This window comes from Flavobacterium sp. ASV13, assembly GCF_000745775.1.
Taxonomy (GTDB): domain Bacteria; phylum Bacteroidota; class Bacteroidia; order Flavobacteriales; family Flavobacteriaceae; genus Flavobacterium.
The window spans coordinates 756,274-777,089 of sequence record NZ_JQJY01000001.1 but is presented as its reverse complement, the minus strand read 5'-3'; the positions used below and the strand labels follow the sequence as shown (position 1 = coordinate 777,089).

The 20,816-nt window shown below is 31.2% G+C and carries 12 protein-coding genes and 1 pseudogene; 1 reads left to right on the top strand and 12 read right to left on the bottom strand.

Going from position 1 to position 20,816, the window contains the following annotated elements; genetic code table 11:
- Positions 1 to 2 precede the first annotated feature (2 nt).
- From GQ47_RS03325 to GQ47_RS23720, 11 genes and pseudogenes are all read right to left on the bottom strand, one after another.
- Positions 3 to 7,430: a hypothetical protein gene (locus tag GQ47_RS03325; RefSeq protein ID WP_035644759.1), complete on the bottom strand. Its 7,428-nt coding sequence runs from the start codon at positions 7,428 to 7,430 to the stop codon at positions 3 to 5.
- Positions 7,431 to 7,829: 399 nt separating this feature from the next.
- Positions 7,830 to 8,729, bottom strand: coding sequence for a hypothetical protein (locus GQ47_RS03320; protein WP_035644756.1), 900 nt, complete (start codon positions 8,727 to 8,729; stop codon positions 7,830 to 7,832).
- 237 nt (positions 8,730 to 8,966) lie between these two features.
- Complete coding sequence (locus tag GQ47_RS03315; protein ID WP_035644753.1) at positions 8,967 to 10,931, bottom strand: hypothetical protein; 1,965 nt, start codon at positions 10,929 to 10,931, stop codon at positions 8,967 to 8,969.
- A gap of 476 nt (positions 10,932 to 11,407) precedes the next feature.
- Positions 11,408 to 11,884, bottom strand: a complete 477-nt coding sequence (locus GQ47_RS03310; protein WP_035644751.1) for a hypothetical protein — start codon at positions 11,882 to 11,884, stop codon at positions 11,408 to 11,410.
- A 313-nt stretch (positions 11,885 to 12,197) separates the two neighbouring features.
- Positions 12,198 to 12,686, bottom strand: coding sequence for a hypothetical protein (locus tag GQ47_RS03305; protein ID WP_035644748.1), 489 nt, complete (start codon positions 12,684 to 12,686; stop codon positions 12,198 to 12,200).
- Positions 12,687 to 12,696: 10 nt separating this feature from the next.
- The gene (locus GQ47_RS03300) at positions 12,697 to 13,287 is read right to left on the bottom strand and encodes a hypothetical protein (protein WP_035644745.1); all 591 of its coding nucleotides are present in this window, start codon (positions 13,285 to 13,287) and stop codon (positions 12,697 to 12,699) included.
- A gap of 289 nt (positions 13,288 to 13,576) precedes the next feature.
- Positions 13,577 to 13,783, bottom strand: a pseudogene (locus tag GQ47_RS03295) (transposase); the annotation flags it as partial.
- Between the two features lie 77 nt (positions 13,784 to 13,860).
- Positions 13,861 to 15,309, bottom strand: a complete 1,449-nt coding sequence (locus tag GQ47_RS03290) for a hypothetical protein (protein ID WP_193745205.1) — start codon at positions 15,307 to 15,309, stop codon at positions 13,861 to 13,863.
- Between the two features lie 178 nt (positions 15,310 to 15,487).
- Positions 15,488 to 17,266, bottom strand: coding sequence for a hypothetical protein (locus GQ47_RS03280; protein ID WP_035644736.1), 1,779 nt, complete (start codon positions 17,264 to 17,266; stop codon positions 15,488 to 15,490).
- Between the two features lie 3 nt (positions 17,267 to 17,269).
- Positions 17,270 to 17,545 (bottom strand): hypothetical protein, encoded by a 276-nt coding sequence (locus GQ47_RS03275; RefSeq protein ID WP_152560984.1) that lies wholly within the window; start codon positions 17,543 to 17,545, stop codon positions 17,270 to 17,272.
- Between the two features lie 41 nt (positions 17,546 to 17,586).
- Positions 17,587 to 18,033: a transposase gene (locus GQ47_RS23720; RefSeq protein WP_238567938.1), complete on the bottom strand. Its 447-nt coding sequence runs from the start codon at positions 18,031 to 18,033 to the stop codon at positions 17,587 to 17,589.
- Positions 18,034 to 18,229: 196 nt separating this feature from the next.
- On the opposite strand from GQ47_RS23720, the gene GQ47_RS03265 reads away from it, so the two are divergent.
- Positions 18,230 to 19,042, top strand: a complete 813-nt coding sequence (locus GQ47_RS03265; protein WP_035644730.1) for a leucine-rich repeat domain-containing protein — start codon at positions 18,230 to 18,232, stop codon at positions 19,040 to 19,042.
- 15 nt (positions 19,043 to 19,057) lie between these two features.
- On the opposite strand, the gene GQ47_RS03260 is transcribed toward GQ47_RS03265, so the two are convergent.
- Positions 19,058 to 20,815 carry a hypothetical protein gene (locus GQ47_RS03260; protein ID WP_035644727.1) on the bottom strand — a complete coding sequence of 586 codons (1,758 nt, stop codon included), beginning with the start codon at positions 20,813 to 20,815 and terminating at the stop codon, positions 19,058 to 19,060.
- Position 20,816 lies beyond the last annotated feature (1 nt).

Here is a 20,816-nt window from a genome sequence, read left to right as displayed (position 1 = left end):
TTTTAAAGATTTGTATTTTGTAATGGCAGTATCTGCGTATCAATAATGTTTGTTAAAGGGCCATTTCCGTCATTATTCCACATTTTGTATTTAAACCTGATTTTCAAGTTTTCTATTCCAGAAATGATTTTGCTATCATGCATAATCAGAGCTTGCGAGCAATCTTTTGAATGCAATACACTGTAACCAGATACAGGATTTTCTAATTCATCTAAAACAGAAATACTATCCTGAATTTCTTCTAAAGGCATTTTTGGAATATTAAAAGGCTCTGGGTTTCGAACTAAAAGCGCTATTGTTGCTCCAGTATTCGTATCAATAATTCTATTTACTTCAGTACCCTGAGCCGGATCTAGAGGAGATAGTTTTAAGATTCCTTCAGTCGCACGATCAAACAAATGCTGATATTTTGTTGACATTGAATCGCTCAATGCATTTGTAGTATTATCAGTTTTTGGAACGATTAAGTAATGCAGAGCATCTATACGTTCCTGATCCAGATTAACATTCACATCATATAAAGCTTCTTTAGTTTTTTCTTCATTCACAAAATAACTCTGAACTTGTTCCTCAAAATTTTTGTAGCGTGAAGTCTGGAATCCGAATTGATGTACCAGGATATTTTTGCTTTCGCTTGAAATTCCTATTTGAGCACCATCAAAAAAGTTATTGACTAAAACAGTGTACAGTTTAGAAGGTTTTAAATTGGTTAAAGTTGTTTTGTATTTTAATGATTTTGGTTTTAAAGGCTGTCCTAACTCCAGAGTGCATCGCATTGTAGAAGGATCTTCAATAAAATTGTTTAACATTCTAACACCCAATGGAATTCTAGGATCATTATCGTCAGTCCAATCTTCATCACTTTCTATTGGCTTTGGATAAACCACTTCTGGTTGACCTTCTTCCAATGGTTCTATTGGGTATTTAATAAGAAGATCAGTCAATGGATCTTTGATGAAAAGATTAAGTTTTCCTTCAATTTCAGGTCTTTCACTTTCGTATTCTGCCCAATTTTTAAACATGTGAGAAGTATACGTACTCGTAAAGAATAAAGAAATATCACATTGCTCATTGCCATAAAATGAAGGTTTAGATTGTAATAAACTTCCATCAGCATTTGGATAAGAACGGTTATAATCCAGATAATTTCTCAATGAAGTCAGCGGAGATTTAGACAATGCTGTCAATTCATTTTTCACTGGCGCATCTTTTTCAGGATCCTTAACTGGGAAATGTCCAATTGGCCCAAGCGTTTTAAATCCATAATAATATTTAAATTCTACAGGATTCTTTTTATTATCATCAACAGTATCTGTTAAAGTAAAATCTAAACAATATGTTGTATTTGGTCTCCAAATTGGCTGTACTGTTGTTTCAACTGCATTTTTCATCGCCTGAAACTGTTCTTGTACAGCAGGAATATCCAAAATCGTTTGATTATGATAATACTCTTCTTTGCTAAACCAATCTACACTCTGAATGTAAGTCGTGTAATCAAGTTCCGGATCTTCAGCATTTTCCAGACTTGAACAAATGACAGCATCAGTTGTAATTATGTTCGAATTTTTAATGTTTCTGGTGAAATCTAATCCGTTAATTAAATCCATGTCAGTATAATTAACACTTCCGTTTGTTAAGGCAGCCGTTGAAGAAGTTACAGAAACTTGTTCGGCAGGATGTAAAGAGCAGTTGTCAAACGCATCGCTAAACAATGAAAAATAAACGCCTTTTTCTTTTGGTTTGTTAGAAAGCATCAGAATTTCATTTACTGACGGTTCATTTTGAATCTGAATGATTGAAGCATCAGCAACATTTGTTTCTCTTTTAATTAATCTTGCTTGGGTTAAAGCCTCATTCAATACAAACAAATAATGTGTATTGTAAGCCACAACCGAATGATCATTTAATGTTTGATTTGATAAATAAACTGCCGAATCAAAAATGCTGTCATTTTTTACTAATGAAATAGTGTTTCCATCAATTTGTGCCAAAGCAAATTTGCCATTTGATAATTTTACTGAAAGCAATGTTTTGTTATTCGCAATTATTGCATCTACAATTTCAACTACATCAGTTGTAGAAATTACTTTTGTATCTGTCGCAGAAACTACTTTTGATGCATTGTTGACACTTAAACGGATAACTTTTTTATCCTTGGTAATCAAACTAAATTCATTCTCATTATGCTGAAGAACTTTAATTACTTCGGAGTTAATTTTAGAACGATAAACTAAAGTTCGGTCGCTTCCTTTAATCCAGCTGATTTGAGTTTCATTTGATAATGTATTAATCCAAAGCAGGTCATTATTTGTTAATGGCAATATTTTGTTGAAACCTAAAGAATAGGTATTCAAATATTGCGTTCCTAAAATCGGATTTAATTCTTCATCCATTTCAACAATCGCCGTTGCAGCAATAGGAGAGACGCATCCTACAATAAAATCAAGATCGATTGTTGCTTCTCCGATTCCTTTGCATTGTTCTGGATTCAGAGCCTGGGTTATCAGTAAATTTCCATTTACAACCTGCAGAGAAGTTACAATTCCATTAATCAAACGCTCTCTAATAATAGTACCATCAGAATTGACTTGTAGCAGAATAGTAGTTTTAGCATCCTCTTTTGGATGGAACGTGATCACATACGAATCATTAAATTTGATTACTTTATCAAAGTCATATAAAGCGCTTCCGTTATAGCCATAATAGTGGGTAAAAGTCAATGCATTTGGATTGCCTCCAGAGTTAGCATTTTCATTTCCTGCATCTAATTTCAGGTTTGCCAATTCAGTTATTAACGAATTGTATTTAGCAATCTTTACAGGATCTGTCAATGTAATTTCAGTTTCTCCTGTTAAATCACCATAAGTATCGTCAAATAATGCTGCAATTTCGTTTCTGATTTCTTTAATGCGTTTTGCTTTTGCAGAAATTGGACTAATTACTATTTTATCGATTTTTTTCTTCTGACTATCAATCTCTTCAGTGTATAAGGTGACCGCATTCAAAAGTTCTGCTTTTGTATAAGTTTGTTCTTCAGAAAACAGACCCGTTTTAGTTTTACTAAAGTTTACTGGAGCGTATGATACTAATTTATCAGCATCTTCAAAAGTCGCTGTATAAGCAGTAACTTTTACTTCTTTTGCCTGAGTTGTAAGCTTTAATTCAGGATCAATTGCTGATTCAGGGAAAATAATTTCTAATTCGTTGTCATTTCTAAAAGACAATGATCGATTATAACCAAAAGTATTTTCATCAGTTGTGATGCTCATGAAATCACCACCTTCAAGCGTATAGTTGTCAACAATTACAGGAAGGTCTCCAATAAGTTTGAAAAACAAGCCATTGATTTTGTCAGCTTCGTGTTGCATTGGTACATAATAGCGCGTTCCAATTTGTTTGTTAAGGAAATCCATATGTTGCTTTTCGGTTTCAGTTGCAGCACAAAACAATTTTGTAGATGTAATTCCTAATTGTTCAGGAACATGCCATCCAGGTTCTGCAGCACTTAAAAACGAAAACGGATTTGTTGCCAATACTCGAATAGAATCATATTGGTCAATTGCTTTCTGCCAATGTGCCCAAGGTAATTTCTTCAATTCCTCATTTCTTTCATCGTCTTTTACAACCGCTTCAAAAGGATTATAATCTACCCATTCAGAACCATTCCAAGATTTCAAATTGATCGATTTGATTCCATATTCATGTTTAACCTGACGTAATTTTCTACCTGCTTTCGATGTTCCTTCAGGAGGCATCATATCGGTGTAGTTTTTGGCTTCACCAGTATATCCACCCACTTTTTCAAATAATTCAGCATTAGGTATTAATCCTTTTGCCATTTTAATATCGATGTAAGTATCTAAAGGAATTACTGAGGTAATAAACTCTGGTCTTGGAGTACCGTCTGGATAAAGCTTGTTTCCTTCATAATTTTTTTCTCCAGCAGATTTGAAATAATCCAAAGCAAATGCCTGATTGGTTAACATATGGACTCCTTTTACATTCTCTAATGTTCTGTCATCTTCACCATCTCCAAAAGTTCCTTTTGGAAGCGGACTGTATGGTGTACGATCAATAACTCGGTTGAGATCCCATTGCAGTTCAACGGTAAAGTTTTTACGTACTCTAATCATGGCAATTCTTACACGAACGCTCAGTTCTAATTTGGCATAAATCAAGAAAGGTTTAAATGATTCGACAGAGAATATGGTATCTAAAGCAATTTCAACATTAATAATCCAAAGTTTAATCTGAATTCCTCCACCGGCAGTAATATAACCACCCATTTGAGGGCGTTTGAACGATATTTTTCCGCCCATCTCCAGATAGGCCCATAATTTGACTTTGGCTGGTCCAAAACTTTTATCGAGTTTAAAATCTAATCGAGCTCCAGCTTCAATTCCCTGAGCAGAAAGCATGATAAAAGCTTTTGCTTTAAATAAGGTTAAAACTTCAGCTTCGATTGGTTTGTCTTTTGTTCCGAAATTAACATACCAAGGTTTCTGATTTTTAAAGAAAAAACCAGCTTCTAATAATGCAGTGAGTTTAAATATCTGTCCGCCATCTTTCGGAATACTAAATTCTGCTCCGGCTGCTAATTCTAAAGAATCATCACCAAAGGCAACCATAGCAAAGAATGGTGGATTGCTAGGATCATCTTCAATAAGACCTAATCTTCCAGAAATAACATTCAGTCCTGCTTCAATATAAAATAGAGTAGGCAGAGACAATAAAAGCATGGCTCTTAATGACAATACATGTCCGCCATCAGCAACAGTTCCAAAAGTGGCTCCAGCTCCAATAGAAAATGGAGTATTATACTGCATTGAATCTGGCGGCCCACTGAATTTTTTAATGTTGATACCCGGTTTTGGATGTTTATAATACTCATACCAAGAATCGTCTTTTGTTAATCCGACAGCTTGTTTTGTGGCAACATATCTAAATCCTAATAAACCTCTAAAGGCATTAATAGCCAGAAATCCTAGCGGAATAGGAACAGGCAACTCGATACTTGCATCAATTAAAAAGGCAGGATATTTAGGCATAAAACGCATTCCAACGCTTCCTGAAATTTTTGCTTTTGGCAATTTTAAACCAACTTCACCGATAAATTCTTTAGATTTTCCAGGTTCAGGAAGCGAAATCATTCCATGAATAATTGCCATAGCCGAAGCCTCTGTGGCAGTTCCTGGAATAATTAAATCGACTTCAATAGTCTGGATTCTGATGAAAGAACCTGAAGAATCGCCATCAACAGGATAATAGTATTTTATACCTTCTCCGCGGGCATCAACTCCAAGCGGATTAATGCTGATTGCTCCATCAAATCCCCAGAAATTAAATTTACGTCCGTTAATTTGGGTTGAACCAAAATTGATATTCGTAACCGCCATTTGAACCGGACCTAAATTGACAGAAAGGCTGACAGGAATAGGGATAGATCCTCCTTCTACTTCAATATTTCCATCACTGTAAACGCGCAGTTTTTCAACCTCGAAACCTTTTCCTTTTAATAGATTTCCCATTAAAGTATCTTGAGGAAAAGAAACATAACAAGAGGTTCCTAAGTAGTAATCTTCATCTTGTTTTCCAAGTTCGAGACTGTGGAAATCAAGGTTTACCAGATCAAATAAATTGGCTTTTAGTTTATTGTCTTTATTGAAAGAAGCTGTTAGGTTGAAATCGCCATCATCGTATAAATGTCCTTCAATGCCAACTTTTAATGGTTTTTGATCCTCTCCTTTGAGTTTAGGAATTTCTAAAGCACCTTTAATGTTAGAATTGACAACTTTATTTTGTTTGAATGTAATATCAAATTTGTTGAAACCGACTTTGAAACCTTTTTTATCAGAACCAATAGTTTTCCAAAGCATGTTTTCTTCCAGCTCAGATAAAAAGGTCTGATAATCTAAAGCATTTTCGAAAGAGTAATCTGTAGCAGCATATACCGTTGAAGAATTTAAATCAGCTTTTGTTTTTAATGCTAAAGGGAATTTAAATGTATAAGGCAACTTGGCCGTATATAATTTTTGTAAAAAGACAAGTAAAGCAGGATAATCTGCAATTTCTTTTTCATTTACTACACCATTTACTTCGTCTTTTTCAAACATTGTAATAGGATAGTAGAAATCGAATTTGTCATTAAAATAATTAAACGAGCCATTTTTTGGTTCAGGAACGGTTTCTAAATAAATATTTCCAGAAAGCCCGCCTGAACCCACTAATAAATTGGAGGCACCGATTTTTAGCGTAGGCTTGTTATTTGTTTCTTCTCCTTCTTTTGGCTCATGAAACCATTTTGAAGGCAATGTAACAGAAGCAGCGCGAGCATAAACGCCAACGAAATCATTCGGACGTCCGTCTGCATCAGCTTCTGGGATATTGGTTTTCTTGCTTAAATCGACTTTTAAAGTGTCTAATTCAAGCATTAAACCTGTATTACCAATCATGGCATTTGGAGGTGTCAATGAACCGCCTAATTCTGCCTGGTATCCAATTCCGGCTTCTGTGTCGGCGTATAATTGCGCTTTGGCAAATACGAAAGTAGACTTAGCTGTTTGATTAGGAAAAGCAGAACCATTTGGATTTACAGGTTTTAGAATGCTATGAGGAAATTCGATACCAGCGCTTAACTCTAGAGTGGCTTTGGCTTTTGGAGTAATGATTCTCTTGATGTGAGCTTCAATTCCGTCTGGAGCTACAATATTGTAGAAATCCTGTAGTTTTTGTTTGATTTCGTTTAAACTATAACCTTCTCTGGAGATATAAATTCCAAATAACAATAACGGAATCGATTTTGTAATAAGAGGATTAGTTTTAATAACGTCAATCACACTTTGAATTGACTGCTCAATACCTTCAGGAAATTCTAATTCCTGATAAAGAGGATCATTAGTAATAGTTTCTTCAAAAGCATTGATATCGGCTAAAAGCTGTTCGTATTTTGTTTTACCTTCTTCGGCTTCCACAAAAATATTCATCATGTGGGCAATTACCTGTTCTTCGCTGATACGGAAAACCTGTAATCCCACGGAATAAAAATCTTTTACAGAAAAAGAAAAACTGCTGGAACTGAATGTTTTTAGGAAAGCTAAAATTTCCCATTGATATTCCAGAGTAATAGGAAATGAAGAAATAGATTGATCACCGTCTTTTAAATCTGGATTTAGGACAAGTTTGAGATCAAATGGTAGCTCAAGAGCAAGAGGACTACTTGTTACGATATCAAGGCTGTAAAAAGCCGAATCGCCTCGATATCCTTTTGAATATTGTAGGTTTTTATAATGAATTTTATCAAAAATGGAGTTCAGGCCATTTTCGACAAACGATAAAAACTCAGGCAAATCATCTACAGTAATCACCTCAGACAATCGAGGGTAATATCTGGCGGTAGGAATTGGAACCGCAGGAATTGGATTAGTTGGCATATTCTAATTTTGTTTTTGACTTTAATTTTTGTTCGTATTCGGAATGATTAAATTGTAGTTAGGTCTAACCAATTTTTGAGGTGTAAATGCATATTTTTTAGAGATTTTTTAAGCAGTTTTAGCAATTGATTTGCTTTGTAATTTTTCAAAAGACTTAAGTTTTTAAGTGGCTTAAAATCTCTTTTTTTTCTTTTGATAGTGTAAAGATGTGTCTAAAATTGGAGCTTAAAAAAGAGCTGCTTAGCAGTTTAACATTGATGTTCTGGGACTTTACAGAGTTGTAAAGAGAATGGATGAGAGAGAGGAAATTGGAATTTTGTAAAAAGAATGAAAAGTTAAGGGAACTTAAAGTTTAAGTTCCCATTAAAACTTGTAAAATGATTATTCAGGATTTGTTATTTATTGATATACTCGTATTTCCATCATTGCATTTACGATTTCATCAAAAGCTGTCATACTTTTTCTAAAGGATAGCGTAATAGTATTATTATCAACTCTTCCTATGTAAAAAATATTTCCACTTCCTGGAGTATTTGGTGCGGTTGTGATGAAAAATGTTTTTCCTTCTGGAAATGCATTAGTTAATGTACCTGAGTATGTACCTTTAGAAGTATACTCGAAAATAATATCGCTACTCATAGTGTTCTCTAATATAGTAGCAATAGGAGCATTGGTTCCTGTTTGATTTAGTATTGCGGTGTATACTTTGTAGTTTTGAGATTTTCCAGCAGATGACAATTGGCTTCTTATTCCGCCATGTGTTTCCCAGAGTTGACCGTTTTCATCACGTTCAATAGCTCCATCTTGAGGTATTGTGGTTAATTTTCCATTTGGAAATATAAGTGAAGGTATTGCTGTATCACCAGGAATCAAAGTAAGCCTATTGCGAAGTAAAATACCGTTAAGGTCAATAGATATTGCATCAACAGGAGTTCCTTCCACTCCAATTTCAAGCTTCTTTCCTGTAAAAGCACGCATATAAAATCTAAAACTGTCTGAAGTAAAATATCCTGAATTCCCAAATATTAGTGAAGATTTGAAAATCCAGTCTCCGAAAACAGTTTGATTCTTTGTTTTCAGCCATTCCCACCAATTAAATAATTTTAAACGGCTGATAACTTTTTCATCTTCAGCAACTGTATAATTGATTTGAGTTTCGGAATCTGATGCAAGATCAAATTGTTTATTATCAATTACATTGCTAAACTCTAATTCACCTTTCGCATTGGTTTTTAAAATTTTGTTTGGCTCATTTGTTTCTAAGTCAGCCACTTTAATTCTGTTGTGATTTGTACTCATTTTTAATTAATTATTTACGGGTTTATAAAATTTACGGGCTTGTATTCAGTTATTTTAAGGGGTAACCGTAATTATTTTAGGTTGATATTAAAAATGACCTAAAAAATTATTGTTTAAAAATTGTGTTAGTGGCGTCACAATAGGATTTCATTTTACAGTTTTGTAGAATGAAGGGTAATAGGTAAGTCTGACTTTAGAAAAAGCCAAATTGATTTGGGAGCTTATGCTTTGAGATATCTAAGGCTTTTGAAAAAGTGTTCGATTCCCTGTTATTTTATAAAATGCTTTTGAAGGAAGATTTGCATCTGCATCTGCATCTGCGTCATTTGAATAACTTGGAGGCGTGAGGTATACAAAACTGCCATTTTCATCGAGATAAACTCGCATTGTTTCAACTTGCATATCGGTTCCTGAAACTGTTTTTTGACCTGTGTAAAATTCTATTCGGCTTTTTCCTGTTCCTTTTCCAGTCCCAGATTTTGTTTTATGAGTTCCTCCATCTAGATTTGGGGTACCCAAGCTCTGAGTATTTAGCATCCAAATATCACCTTGATAAACGCAAGCATAGACATTTCCAATCGAATTTACAGTTATTCCTCGCCATGCTCTAGCTCCTTGATTCAACGATACAAAAGGTCCATTACCACCCAATTGTCTATAGATATCGCCACCATCTACGCAAGCATAAACATCTCCATTTATTGGAGAAACTGCAATTGAGTGCCAGTTTCTTGAGGTTTGTCCTAATCCTAAAAAAGAACCAATTCCTCCAGTTTGTTTATAAATATCACCGCCATTTGTACATGCGTATATATCCCCTGCCATATTTGAGCACATTCCGCGCCAATTTAAGTTTGGAGCACCGGTTGATACAAAAGAACCGGTTCCCCCAGTTTGTTTATAAATACTTCCTCCACTTTCAGCGTAATAAACATCATTGTTTACACTAGACTGCGTACACCCCCATACTTGACTAGCACTAGGTCCATAAGCATTAAAATCACCTGTTCCATTAGTTCTTTTAAATATATTAAAGGCAGCAGCATAAATATTTGAAGTATATCCACCCATATTAACATACAATCTTTGAGTTATTCCTTGTGCTGTAAAATTACCAAGGCTTCCAGATTGCTTATAAATATCACCTTGATATACACAAGCATAAACATCACCATTAGGAGATGATGCCATACCTCTCCATAATTGCACTCCAATATTTAAAGGAACGAAATTTGAGTTCAAGTCAAAGTTAACAGTTCGTCCTGCTGAAGAAGTAAAATCACGTCCTTTAACATTTGAGTTTGATTGTTCAACACCTATTTCTCTGTCTTCTTGATAGCCTAATGCAATGTCTTTTGTAGGACTATTTAGTGTTTCAATGCCTAAATATCTTCCAGTATCTTCCAGTCTACTATTAGCACCATGAGTAGGGTCAAGGTATTTAACTATTCTATTTGACGTTCCTGTATTAAGAACATTTGTTGGCAAATCTGAAGTCATCGCAACAGTCCCGCTTTTGTCAGGAAAAGTCCAGGTTCTAGATGCCGTCGCTGCATTCGTAATAAATGAGGTAAAAGTGTTTGCCACGTTTCGTAAACCTAACATTAAGTTCAAGAAAGTTTTAACTCCTGAAACTGTTTGAGCAGTTGTTGTATTCATATCAGGTGTAGCTATATTACCGTTGCCTAATAAAGAAGTCCCATTTACTGTTTTAATATTTGACCCTGATACTAAAACCGACTGGAAAATGGTATCAAAATATGATTTTAAATTCGCTTTTAATTGAGCAAAAGTCCCAGTTTTGGTTTTAAATGCATCTTCACTGTCTCCAGTTAAAATTAAATCGGTATCGATAAATGTTGTTGTTTTTGACGATACATTTGGAAACAAAAAACTTTTAATCCAATCCACCACACTTTTAGCCGAAGTATATTTTACAGAAGATGTTTTATTGGTTTCAATATCATCTGTTTTGTTTGATTTGTCTTCGCTTTTAGTGTCAATAAGGTCTTTTAAAACCTTTCCTTGTCTGGCGTCTAATGCTTTTCCTTCTGTTGTATAATCCAGAGCGTTGTAATTTTCTGATTTGATATTTTTTATATCTTGAAATTCTAATTCACCATTTTCATTAGTGACTAGAATTTTGTTTTGCTGATTTTTTTCTAAATCAGCCACTTTTATTCTGTTGTGGTCTGTACTCATTTTTTAATTGATTGTTGGGTTTAAAAGGGAGAAGCGTAGTTTAAAAAAAAGCCAATAGGGGAGTAGGGAAACTATAAGTTTAAGTTTCCAAATTGGGTTTTTGATAAAATTTTTGAGTTTTGTTGAATGTCTTTCTCTTGAGAGAAATTTTAGGTTTTAAAACAACTCAAAGATTTTTTGTCTTTGAGTTGTTTTTTATGTTTTTGTAAACCTATTCCAAGACAAGACAGGGAAAAATTTTACTTTTTAGTTATGGGTTTTTGAAGGAATCACTTTGCGGACAAGGATTGCAAATCCGCGCTATCGTTGCTGAGATAAATCTGCGTGATCGGGTTTTGTTGATAAGATTTTTGAGTTTTGTTGAATGCCTTTCTCTTGAAAGAAATTTTAGGTTTTAAAACAACTCAAAGATTTTTTTCTTTGAGTTGTTGTTTAACTTTATGTTCACAAATAAGACGCTTGTACCAGTAGGGTATTTAAAAAGGATTTTTACCACTTTTAACTCGTTCAATACCATTATCGACTAGACTTTTTATTGTTAAATTATTTAAACGATTAATCCAGTTATCATTATTGCTATAAGGGTGGGCTTCGTAAATTACGGGATTATCACCTTCATCTAAATAAATAAACAAAAATTGACTTCCTCCATAAACATCAAAAGCATAAAATGGTCTCGAAATTGTTCTTTCGTTTTCTAGCATATCTTCTCTAACCCATTCTTGTAATTCTTGCTGTGTTTTATTTATTCCATAATCACAAACAAAACAATTAATTCCAGCGAGAAATAATAATTCTTTTAAAACTTTAGGAAATGGATTTCCATTATTGTAAAATTGTTCTAAAGATTTAATTTCTATTTCTGAAATCCCTTTAATAGAACTAAAGTAACCAGAATTATTAAGTTCCAATGAAGGATTCGTTTGTAATTTCTTTAAATATTGTATATTCATAAATTTATAGATTTTCTATTGCTGTTTCTATTTCATTGGTACTAGTTGCACCTTTATGCGATATAACTGTTATATCCAGCTCTGCGAAGTGTTCATTTATGAAATTCGCTGATCGCTGTGCGAAGTCTCCGACTTCGTACCCGTCCCAATGATCCACAAAGAGAATGGAAAAAAATAAACAAATAAATTGGAACGGAATATAGCAACGGGTACGAAGTCGGGAGACTTCGCACAGCAATTTCGAACACTTCGTAGAGCGGGGTTTATAAATCCGCGCTATCGATGCGTGACGTGCTAAATCTGCGAAATCGGGTTAATCTTCATAACTTATAATGATTGGAGTATTGAGATCTAGAGATTTTTGTAGAAGTTCTTTTATTTCAATCAACATATCAATATAATAATCAACATATTCCGGTACATAATCATAATTTATGTTTAAATTAAAGCTCCAATCATTCCCATTATTAACTTCATTCTTTAAATTATCAAAACCGCCATATTTTTCCCATATATTCAGTCTTTCATTTTGTAATGATGGAATAACTTGATTTGCTATTGATTGAATACTTTCTTCAATATCGCCTGAATCAAAATGTGCAGACATATCATTAAAAGCATCTAGATTTCCAATATCCAAATGGTTTTCTAATCTAAAAGCTATTTCTTTTTCTAATAAAAAATAAAGTTTAGTAGCTAAATCGTAGTTAATATCCTTTATGTAAAAAAGCAATGTGCTTAATTCGTCTTTTCTGAAATAAGTATCTATATTCTCTATTTTGTATCTAATATCTAGTGGCATATTATTTATTTTAATCTGTTATTATTCTAATATATAAACTATTTAATAATTCTTTTTTTGTTGTATTGAATGTTGTAGGATTAATTTCTGTAAAATCACTTAAAGAATAAGGGGTAGCTTTTAACATTTGTTTAAAATTTGATAAAGACATTGTTTTAGCTTTTCCAGATTTATCCAAATATTTTACTTCTATGGAATGGATTTGATTGAAATTTTGAGGCATTGTTATGTCTTTCCATGTTTTTTTTCCTTCCTGTGTTATAAATGTTTTTGCTTGTGTAATATCTTCTGGGAGATTTCTTAAAAATTCTAATTTTTGAGCATCATTATATTTTGCTTTTGTTGTTTCAAATGTTTCTCTGGGAGTAAGTTTGGCACTATATGGCATTTTAATTTTATTTATAGATTTATTTACAACAATGGCATCAATATCTAAATGTATCTTTCCAACTAGAGGAGCCCCATCAGCTTTTTTAAATAAAATGTCAACACTAAACATCAGATCTTCATTATTTAAAATCATATTGTTTAAATAAACCCTCATTGGTTTTTCAATAAAATCGCCTAAGGTAAATTTTTCACTAATCTTTATCTTTTCCAAAGCTTGTAGCCTCGTTTTTATATCTGCCGATAAAAGTTGATTTTTATATGTTTTTACAACTTTATCTATTTCTGATTTGAAAGAACTTATATATTCATATGTATAATTGTTAGTTAGCCAGAAATCCCTGTTTTTTCTTAAGAATTGTCTTTTGATTGTATCAGCATTAGCATATTCCCCAGCTCTGCGAAGTGTTCATTTATGAAATTCGCTGATCGCTGTGCGAAGTCTCCGACTTCGTACCCGTCCCAATGATCCACAAAGAGAATGGAAAAAAATAAACAAATAAATTGGAACGGAATATAGCAACTTTTTTTTTGCTAGGCATGATACAATAACCATAAATCTCCATTCCTTTGTTCTTTCTGCAGTAGTCTAATGATTCTACAATGCTCCCAAAATACTCTTTTCTTGTAAAAACATCTATCCAAAATACCGTAGCAAAACTTATAAAGTAAGCTCCAGTTTTATCTCCAAATTTGTATTTTCTGCTCATTTATTATTTTTGAGCTAATGTAAGAAATACTTTGCGTTCACGAGCGGGACGCTCGCGCCAGCGGGGGAACATCATCTTTATAAGTTGAGGAAATTTTTTAAATTACTATTTGTTAATAATGGTTGTATAAATTTTGTTAAATAAGATGAAAATAGTATTGCAAGTAACAAAACTATAAAATAGAGAGTGTCAACATCAAAAAATGAAATATTATTAAAAAGTAAACGACTTAAGAACCATAAGTAATTATCACAGAATATTAATAGTAAAAAGGAAATAATTGATGCATTTATTAAACCTTCGGCATTATCAAGTCTAAGTTTCTTATTCAATACTATTTTTCCAATAATTATTAATTGGGCAATTGTAATACTAAAAAATAAAATATCTTTAAAACTTAGTTTATGGCCAAAAAGTACAATAGAGTACTTTGAAATTGTAAGAAATAGTATCGCTATGAATAAAAATGAAGAACTGTTTTGTAAAGATGGCTCTACAGATCTTTTTTTATCTTTAAATTTTAATTTTTCAAGTCTTTTATCAAAAAAAGTACTTTTTATAGATAAAAATAAAACAAAAACTCCAGATACTAGATATATAGACATTCCATAAGAAATTCCATTTAAATATCTAACAAAAGAGCAGAAAATTAATAAAGTTCCCAATATAATAAGTGTAAATTGTAACGTTGAAATGATTTTGATTTTTGCAAAGACTGAATGAAGACTTAACAAGAACAAGGGCATTACAACATGAAATGTCAAATCTTTAATGAGATAAATATTATCTCTTTCATAATTAGGAAACTTCAATAAAAATTCCTGTAAATTATATAGAAATAAAATCCAGAAAAATAAAATAAATGTAAAATGATAACTTGTGATCAAGGTGTCTTTTTTTATTAATAATCTAAAAAATAAAGGAGAGCATAAAGTAATTAGTAAAATAATTGGACGAAAAATGAAATCAAAAAGATTTAATGAACCGTAACCAAATCCATAATCCCAGAAAAAATAAAAGTATAAAAGAATTGGAATCATCGAAAAAATAAAAATATAATTTGATTGTATTTTAGAATAAGAATTTATTTTCCGAACAATAAATTTAATAATAGTGTTATGAAATAAGAGCAAAAAGAAAAATATTATTGAAACTATAGAGAGGGCCTTATTCCATAAGCTAACCTCATGAAAAGTAAAGAAAAGAATAACTAATCGAAAAACACTAAATGTTATAAAAATGATTTTTAAAATTCGATATTGATTTTTCTCATTTAGTTCAACAACGTAATTTTTTCGATAAAAAAAGTGTGTTAAAATAGATGGATTTTTTATTAATACTACAAAGCAAATGCAACAGAAAAAGACGACATACCAATTTAATGAAAATCTGTATGAAAACTCTCTAGAATATGGAGTTTTATTAATATCAAATAGGGATCCTAAAGTATATTTAAAAAGCAAGTTATATATTATAATAGCACCGAATAATCTAAAAATTAAATTGCTGAATTTATTTATTACCATTTTATAAGTTGAGTATTATTATTGAATTCTTTGATTCAAAGATATTTTTTTTTTAGAATTTAAGTTCAATTTTGAAAGAAAATACCTCTAAACAAAAAACTTTTAACTTTTTGTTTTTTAATTATTTCTTAAATAAGCACATAATAATTTATTTAGTTTATTTTAAAGTAAAAAAAATCTAGTTTATACTTTGTAAATATTTATACTTATTATATTCATTTTTAATTTGTTCCATTTGCTTGCTAATTGAATTGAATGTTTCTAAACTTTCACCCGGATAAAATTCAGTCATAAAAGACCTAAAATCAGATATAGCACCATAAGCGCCAATTAGATTTTCTGCTTCAAATAAAACTTTAATATCACCGCCTGCTTCGTCTAGTGAACTTTTTAAACTAAATGTGCCATATAGAGATGACAATAAATAATATATACTTAAAAAATAACTGCCTAACATATATGGATGATCAGGTGTAGATTTAGATTTATCGTATCTCTTTATTTGATCTTGTATCCCAGAGCCTAAAGTATTATTAATTATTGTAAAACCAAGACCAATAGCACTATATAAATAACTAATTCCTTCAAAAATTCCTTGTGCAATTCTGGATACTGGAAATACTAGAGCACCTAAAGTTGTTAATGTTCCGATGATTTCCAGAATAGTGCCAGTATCTTCATTATTATCAACGTACCACTCTAATGCAAATGCAGGTATTGGTATAATACAACCGTAAGGAATTTTTATTTCTTTAAATATTTCAGAATTTAAATATGGTGTTATATAAATAACATCATTAAAATTTAATTCTTTAGTATAGGGAAATTTACATTTTTCAAGTTCAACTCTAGTTATCTTCGATCTATATTGAACAAGGTCATCGATTATTATTTTTAAGTTCTTAATTTCAAGAACATTATATTTGATTCCTTGAGCTATTGGATGTTTTCCCGTTTGTAAAAACTTTTGAGTGTCAAGATCAAAATAGGGTACATCTTCCTGTAATGTTTGTTCATAAAAGCCTATTGGATATAATCGGGTCATTGTGAAACCATCAAATAATCCTTTTATTGTTTTTGTTGAATAAAAAGATTTTAGCAATGCTATAATCAACGAATCATAAAGTTTATTAGACAATTTATCTTCGCAATCCTTTAAATATATCCGTTTTGTTAACGGATTTAGTGTAAACATATAATTATATAACATTGTACCATCAGTAAGATTAGTATTTGTAATTAAGGAAATAAATAGTTCCGATACATCAACATTATCTCTATCTCCAAACAAAGGCCAATCCATAAAATAAATCATATATTCTAGAATTCTTATTCTATCTGTAAAAGTCAATTCATATTTGTAAATTCTAGGGTCAAATAAACTAAAATAATAAAAATTACCCGATTTAGCATTTTCTTTAGCTTGGTCAAATCTGGTTTTCCATTGAGAGTAAGATTCATTTAAAAAACTATTAAAAGAATCTACGCTATTTTCCCCAATTAGAATATTGAAAGAACGAGTGCGGTAATAATTTTGATGAAGATCTACTTGTGTTTTATCATGCCATTCATTATATGATTGGTATTTTTGAGTATATGTGCTATCCGTAGTTGATGGAAAAATATATCTTTTAAAAGATTTTCCAAGTTGGATATAATCATGTGTGATGGCTGGTGTCATTAATTCACTAAGATCTTTCGGGACTTCATAACTTCCAGAAATATTTACAGGACATTTTCCAAAAAAAATATGCTGTTCTTTTTCTTTTAATGAAGAAAAATAGTCTGAACCGTAATCTAATATAATACTTTCGATATTAAAATAACCTGATTGTTTTGTATATTTTGAATTTGTAATCTCACGGATTGTAGCATCTGCATTTGCAGTAAATCTTATTGAACGTTTTACTAATGTAAAGTATTTTATAAGCTCTAAAAGTCTTGTTGTTTCTTTCATAATTTATATGACTTCAGTTTCGTTACTAATTGTTCGTAATATTGATTTTTCTTCATAATCTGTATATTCCATTGACGTTAAGAATTTATGGCTAATACCATACACAAAAATTGGAGAGGAAGGCATGGTAACGGCAAGAACGCCATTAGCATCTTCAAAAACAATTCCGAGTGAATATTTTAAGTACCCTTCAATTCCATCGGTATTAATTGAGTTTTCTATTTCTTCATTTAGATAAAAATTAACATTTGATGAATTAACTGGGATTAATGCTTTCAAAATATCCAATTCATCTTTACCCAGCTCTGCGAAGTGTTCATTTATGAAATTCGCTGATCGCTGTGCGAAGTCTCCGACTTCGTACCCGTCCCAATGATCCACAAAGAGAATGGAAAAAAATAAACAAATAAATTGGAACGGAATATAGCAACGGGTACGAAGTCGGGAGACTTCGCACAGCAATTTCGAACACTTCGTAGAGCAGGGTTTTCTTCAATTGCTTTGAGCATTTTTCTAGAAGTAAAACCTTTGAAATCTCTTATTAAGCCAGAAGGATCTCCATTTTCAGATCTGAAAATTAAATGAATATGACTAGGCATGATACAATAACCATAAATCTCCATTCCTTTGTTCTTTCTGCAGTAGTCTAATGATTCTACAATGCTCCCAAAATACTCTTTTCTTGTAAAAACATCTATCCAAAATACTGTAGCAAAACTTATAAAGTAAGCTCCAGTTTTATCTCCAAATTTGTATTTTCTGCTCATTTATTATTTTTGAGCTAATGTAAGAAATACTTTGCGTTCACGAGCGGGACGCTCGCGCCAGCGGGGGAGAAAATAAATAATATAGTTTTTCTTTTGAAAAAACTTACAAATATTTTGTTGCAAAATGATTTAATTTATAAACTTGCATATATAATAATTGACATTTTAAGTTTAGTAAGATCAACTAAAAAATATAATGGTAAAAAAAATATTTGCAACCCAGAAAAACAACAATGATGTTTTGAAGAGAATAGTAATGCTTTTTGTAATCTTCATAATAAGTACCATGAATTATAGTTGTTTGAAAAAAAATGACCCACCTCCTGTGTACGCTGAAATACCAGATGCAAATTTTAAAACTTATTTAAAAACGATTGTACCATTGGCTTTTACTCCTGATGGTAAATTTATTTCAAATCATCCTTCCGTTACTTCTTATGATAAATTGATGAGTATTAATCGAAAAGGCATTACTTCCTTGTCGGGAATAGAATATTTTACTTCTTTGACTGAAATCCATTGTAACGAGAATAAACTTACAAAAATTAATCTAAGTAAAAATATAGCTTTAATAAATCTTCATTGTAGTTATAATAGCCTTACAAAACTTGATGTAAGCAAAAACATAAACTTAAAAAGACTTGAATGTTATAATAACAAAATTAATTCAGTTGATTTAAGTAGGAATCTAAATTTGGAATGGTTTAATTGTGAGATGAACAAACTTAGTAAACTTGATGTAGGTAATAATATAGAATTGAAAAGACTTTATTGTTCCTTTAACTACATAATTGCACTTGATGTAAGTAAAAATTTGAATTTAAATACACTTGAATGTTTTCGAAATAATTTGACTACTCTTGTTATAAATAAAGAAGCAAACTTTTTAAATCTTTACATAGATAATTCTATCAAATGCTGTGATCCAAGTATCAAAAGATTTAAAGATCGAGGAGGTAATTTATTTGATCAATACTTTCAAGAAATATCACCTTTTGTTTGCGAATAATCGTCATCTTAATTTTTATTTTTTAGATATTTTATATCTGTCATAATCTATTTGCAATTGGATCATATCGGTATTGATATGAATCAATAAATCTAAATTTTCATTATGTTCTTCCATGTAAGAATTGATATCTCCTAGAGTTCCTTTCATACCTAATAATGTTTCAAACTCAAATAATATTTTAATTTTTTCTTTAGGAGTTTTACCTTTTTCTATACTTTTTCTAAGGTTAATTCCGCCATAAATTGCTGATAGTAAGTAATAAGTATCTAAGAAATCTTGTCCTAGCGTATAAGGGTGTTCAGAAGTTGATTTAGATTTGTCATATTTTTCTATCTGATCTTTTACGCCAGCTTCTAAAGCATTACCAAATATAGTAAAACCAATCCCAATTATATTGTAAAAGATGTTGACTCCTTCAGTAAGCTGATAAATTGGTAATACCATACCAGTAATAGCTACAGTTTTTTGTATTAAATCTATTATGTTTTCTTCATCTTCATTTTCATCAATTATCCATTTTAAAGCAAAAGCAGGAATAGGAATAGCACTACCATATGGAATCTCAATCCCCTTAAGTTTTTGATTACTTATGAATGATGTTATGTATACAGTTTTTTTATAATCTAATTCTTCGCCAATACCAATAAATCTAAATTTTTGATATTCAATCCTAGATCCATTTGCACTTAGTCTATATCTTAAAGCTGAATTGATTTTTATTTTGTTATTATCTTCGCTAATATTATATTTGGCACCTATGATGTAATCTCCTGTAGGTGCATTATGGTTTTCATCTAAGTCGAAAGTGAAACATGGTCCATTTTCTTCATATAACCCTATAGGGTATAAAAGTTCTTTTCTAAATCCATTTTTTAATTCAATTAATGTTTTTTTGGAATAAAAATATTTGATTAAGATTAGTAATAATATATCATAAAGTTTTTTAGGTAATTTATCTTCATAAATTTGTAAATTAGTTTTTTCTCCTGATACTTCGAACATATAATTATATAATCTTTCTAAGTCCTCCACACTAATATTTTTGATTAAAGACTCAAATAATTCGTATTCATCAACACCATTAATTCCATCTATTCCACCAATAATCAACCTCCAATTCAATGAATAGACCATATAATTTAATATGGCTTTCCTATTATCAAAGGAGAGTTCATATTCATATATTCTTGGATCATATAAACTAAGCCAATAAAAATCACCCTGCATAGCAATGTTTTTTGCTGCAGTAAATCGAGATTTCCATTGAGAATAAGACTCGTTTAAAAATTGTTCAAATTGATCAGGATCAGCTTCTTTAACTATAATGTTCATGGAATAACTGCGTGTATCTCTTTTATCAATATCCATTGCTGTATCACTGTACCATTCGGAGTATGTTCGATAATTATTGTATGAAGGGAAAATATATCTTTTAAAATTATGCCCATCTTTTATGTAGTTATTTGCAATCGCAGGAGTCATTAATCCATTAAGATTACATATAAGTTTAAAATCAGGTGAGTTTTCATCAGGTTTCTTGTTAAAAGGAATTTGAAGTTTTCTTCCTTTCAAATTAGAATCGTAACTATAAGCATAATCAGTAATGATACTTTCAAATGTAAAACTAAAGTTACCTGATAATTGAACATATTCATTTTCAATTTCTGTATGCTGGCCGACATCAGCATTTATAGTAAGAGTGATAGTTTTTTTTTGTAACGTAAAGTATTTTATAAATTCTAAACGTCTGGCTATTTGTTTTGCATTCATA

What these genes read in the sequence shown, in the direction of transcription:
- GQ47_RS03305 (WP_035644748.1), bottom strand. Translation starts at nt 12,686, where the DNA reads ATGCCACTAGATATTAGATACAAAATAGAGAATATAGATACTTATTTC.
- GQ47_RS23720 (WP_238567938.1), bottom strand. Translation starts at nt 18,033, where the DNA reads ATGAGCAGAAAATACAAATTTGGAGATAAAACTGGAGCTTACTTTATA.
- GQ47_RS03280 (WP_035644736.1), bottom strand. Translation starts at nt 17,266, where the DNA reads ATGAAAGAAACAACAAGACTTTTAGAGCTTATAAAATACTTTACATTA.
- GQ47_RS03315 (WP_035644753.1), bottom strand. Translation starts at nt 10,931, where the DNA reads ATGAGTACAGACCACAACAGAATAAAAGTGGCTGATTTAGAAAAAAAT.
- GQ47_RS03265 (WP_035644730.1), top strand. Translation starts at nt 18,230, where the DNA reads ATGGTAAAAAAAATATTTGCAACCCAGAAAAACAACAATGATGTTTTG.
- GQ47_RS03320 (WP_035644756.1), bottom strand. Translation starts at nt 8,729, where the DNA reads ATGAGTACAAATCACAACAGAATTAAAGTGGCTGACTTAGAAACAAAT.
- GQ47_RS03260 (WP_035644727.1), bottom strand. Translation starts at nt 20,815, where the DNA reads ATGAATGCAAAACAAATAGCCAGACGTTTAGAATTTATAAAATACTTT.
- GQ47_RS03325 (WP_035644759.1), bottom strand. Translation starts at nt 7,430, where the DNA reads ATGCCAACTAATCCAATTCCTGCGGTTCCAATTCCTACCGCCAGATAT.
- GQ47_RS03290 (WP_193745205.1), bottom strand. Translation starts at nt 15,309, where the DNA reads ATGGTAATAAATAAATTCAGCAATTTAATTTTTAGATTATTCGGTGCT.
- GQ47_RS03310 (WP_035644751.1), bottom strand. Translation starts at nt 11,884, where the DNA reads ATGAATATACAATATTTAAAGAAATTACAAACGAATCCTTCATTGGAA.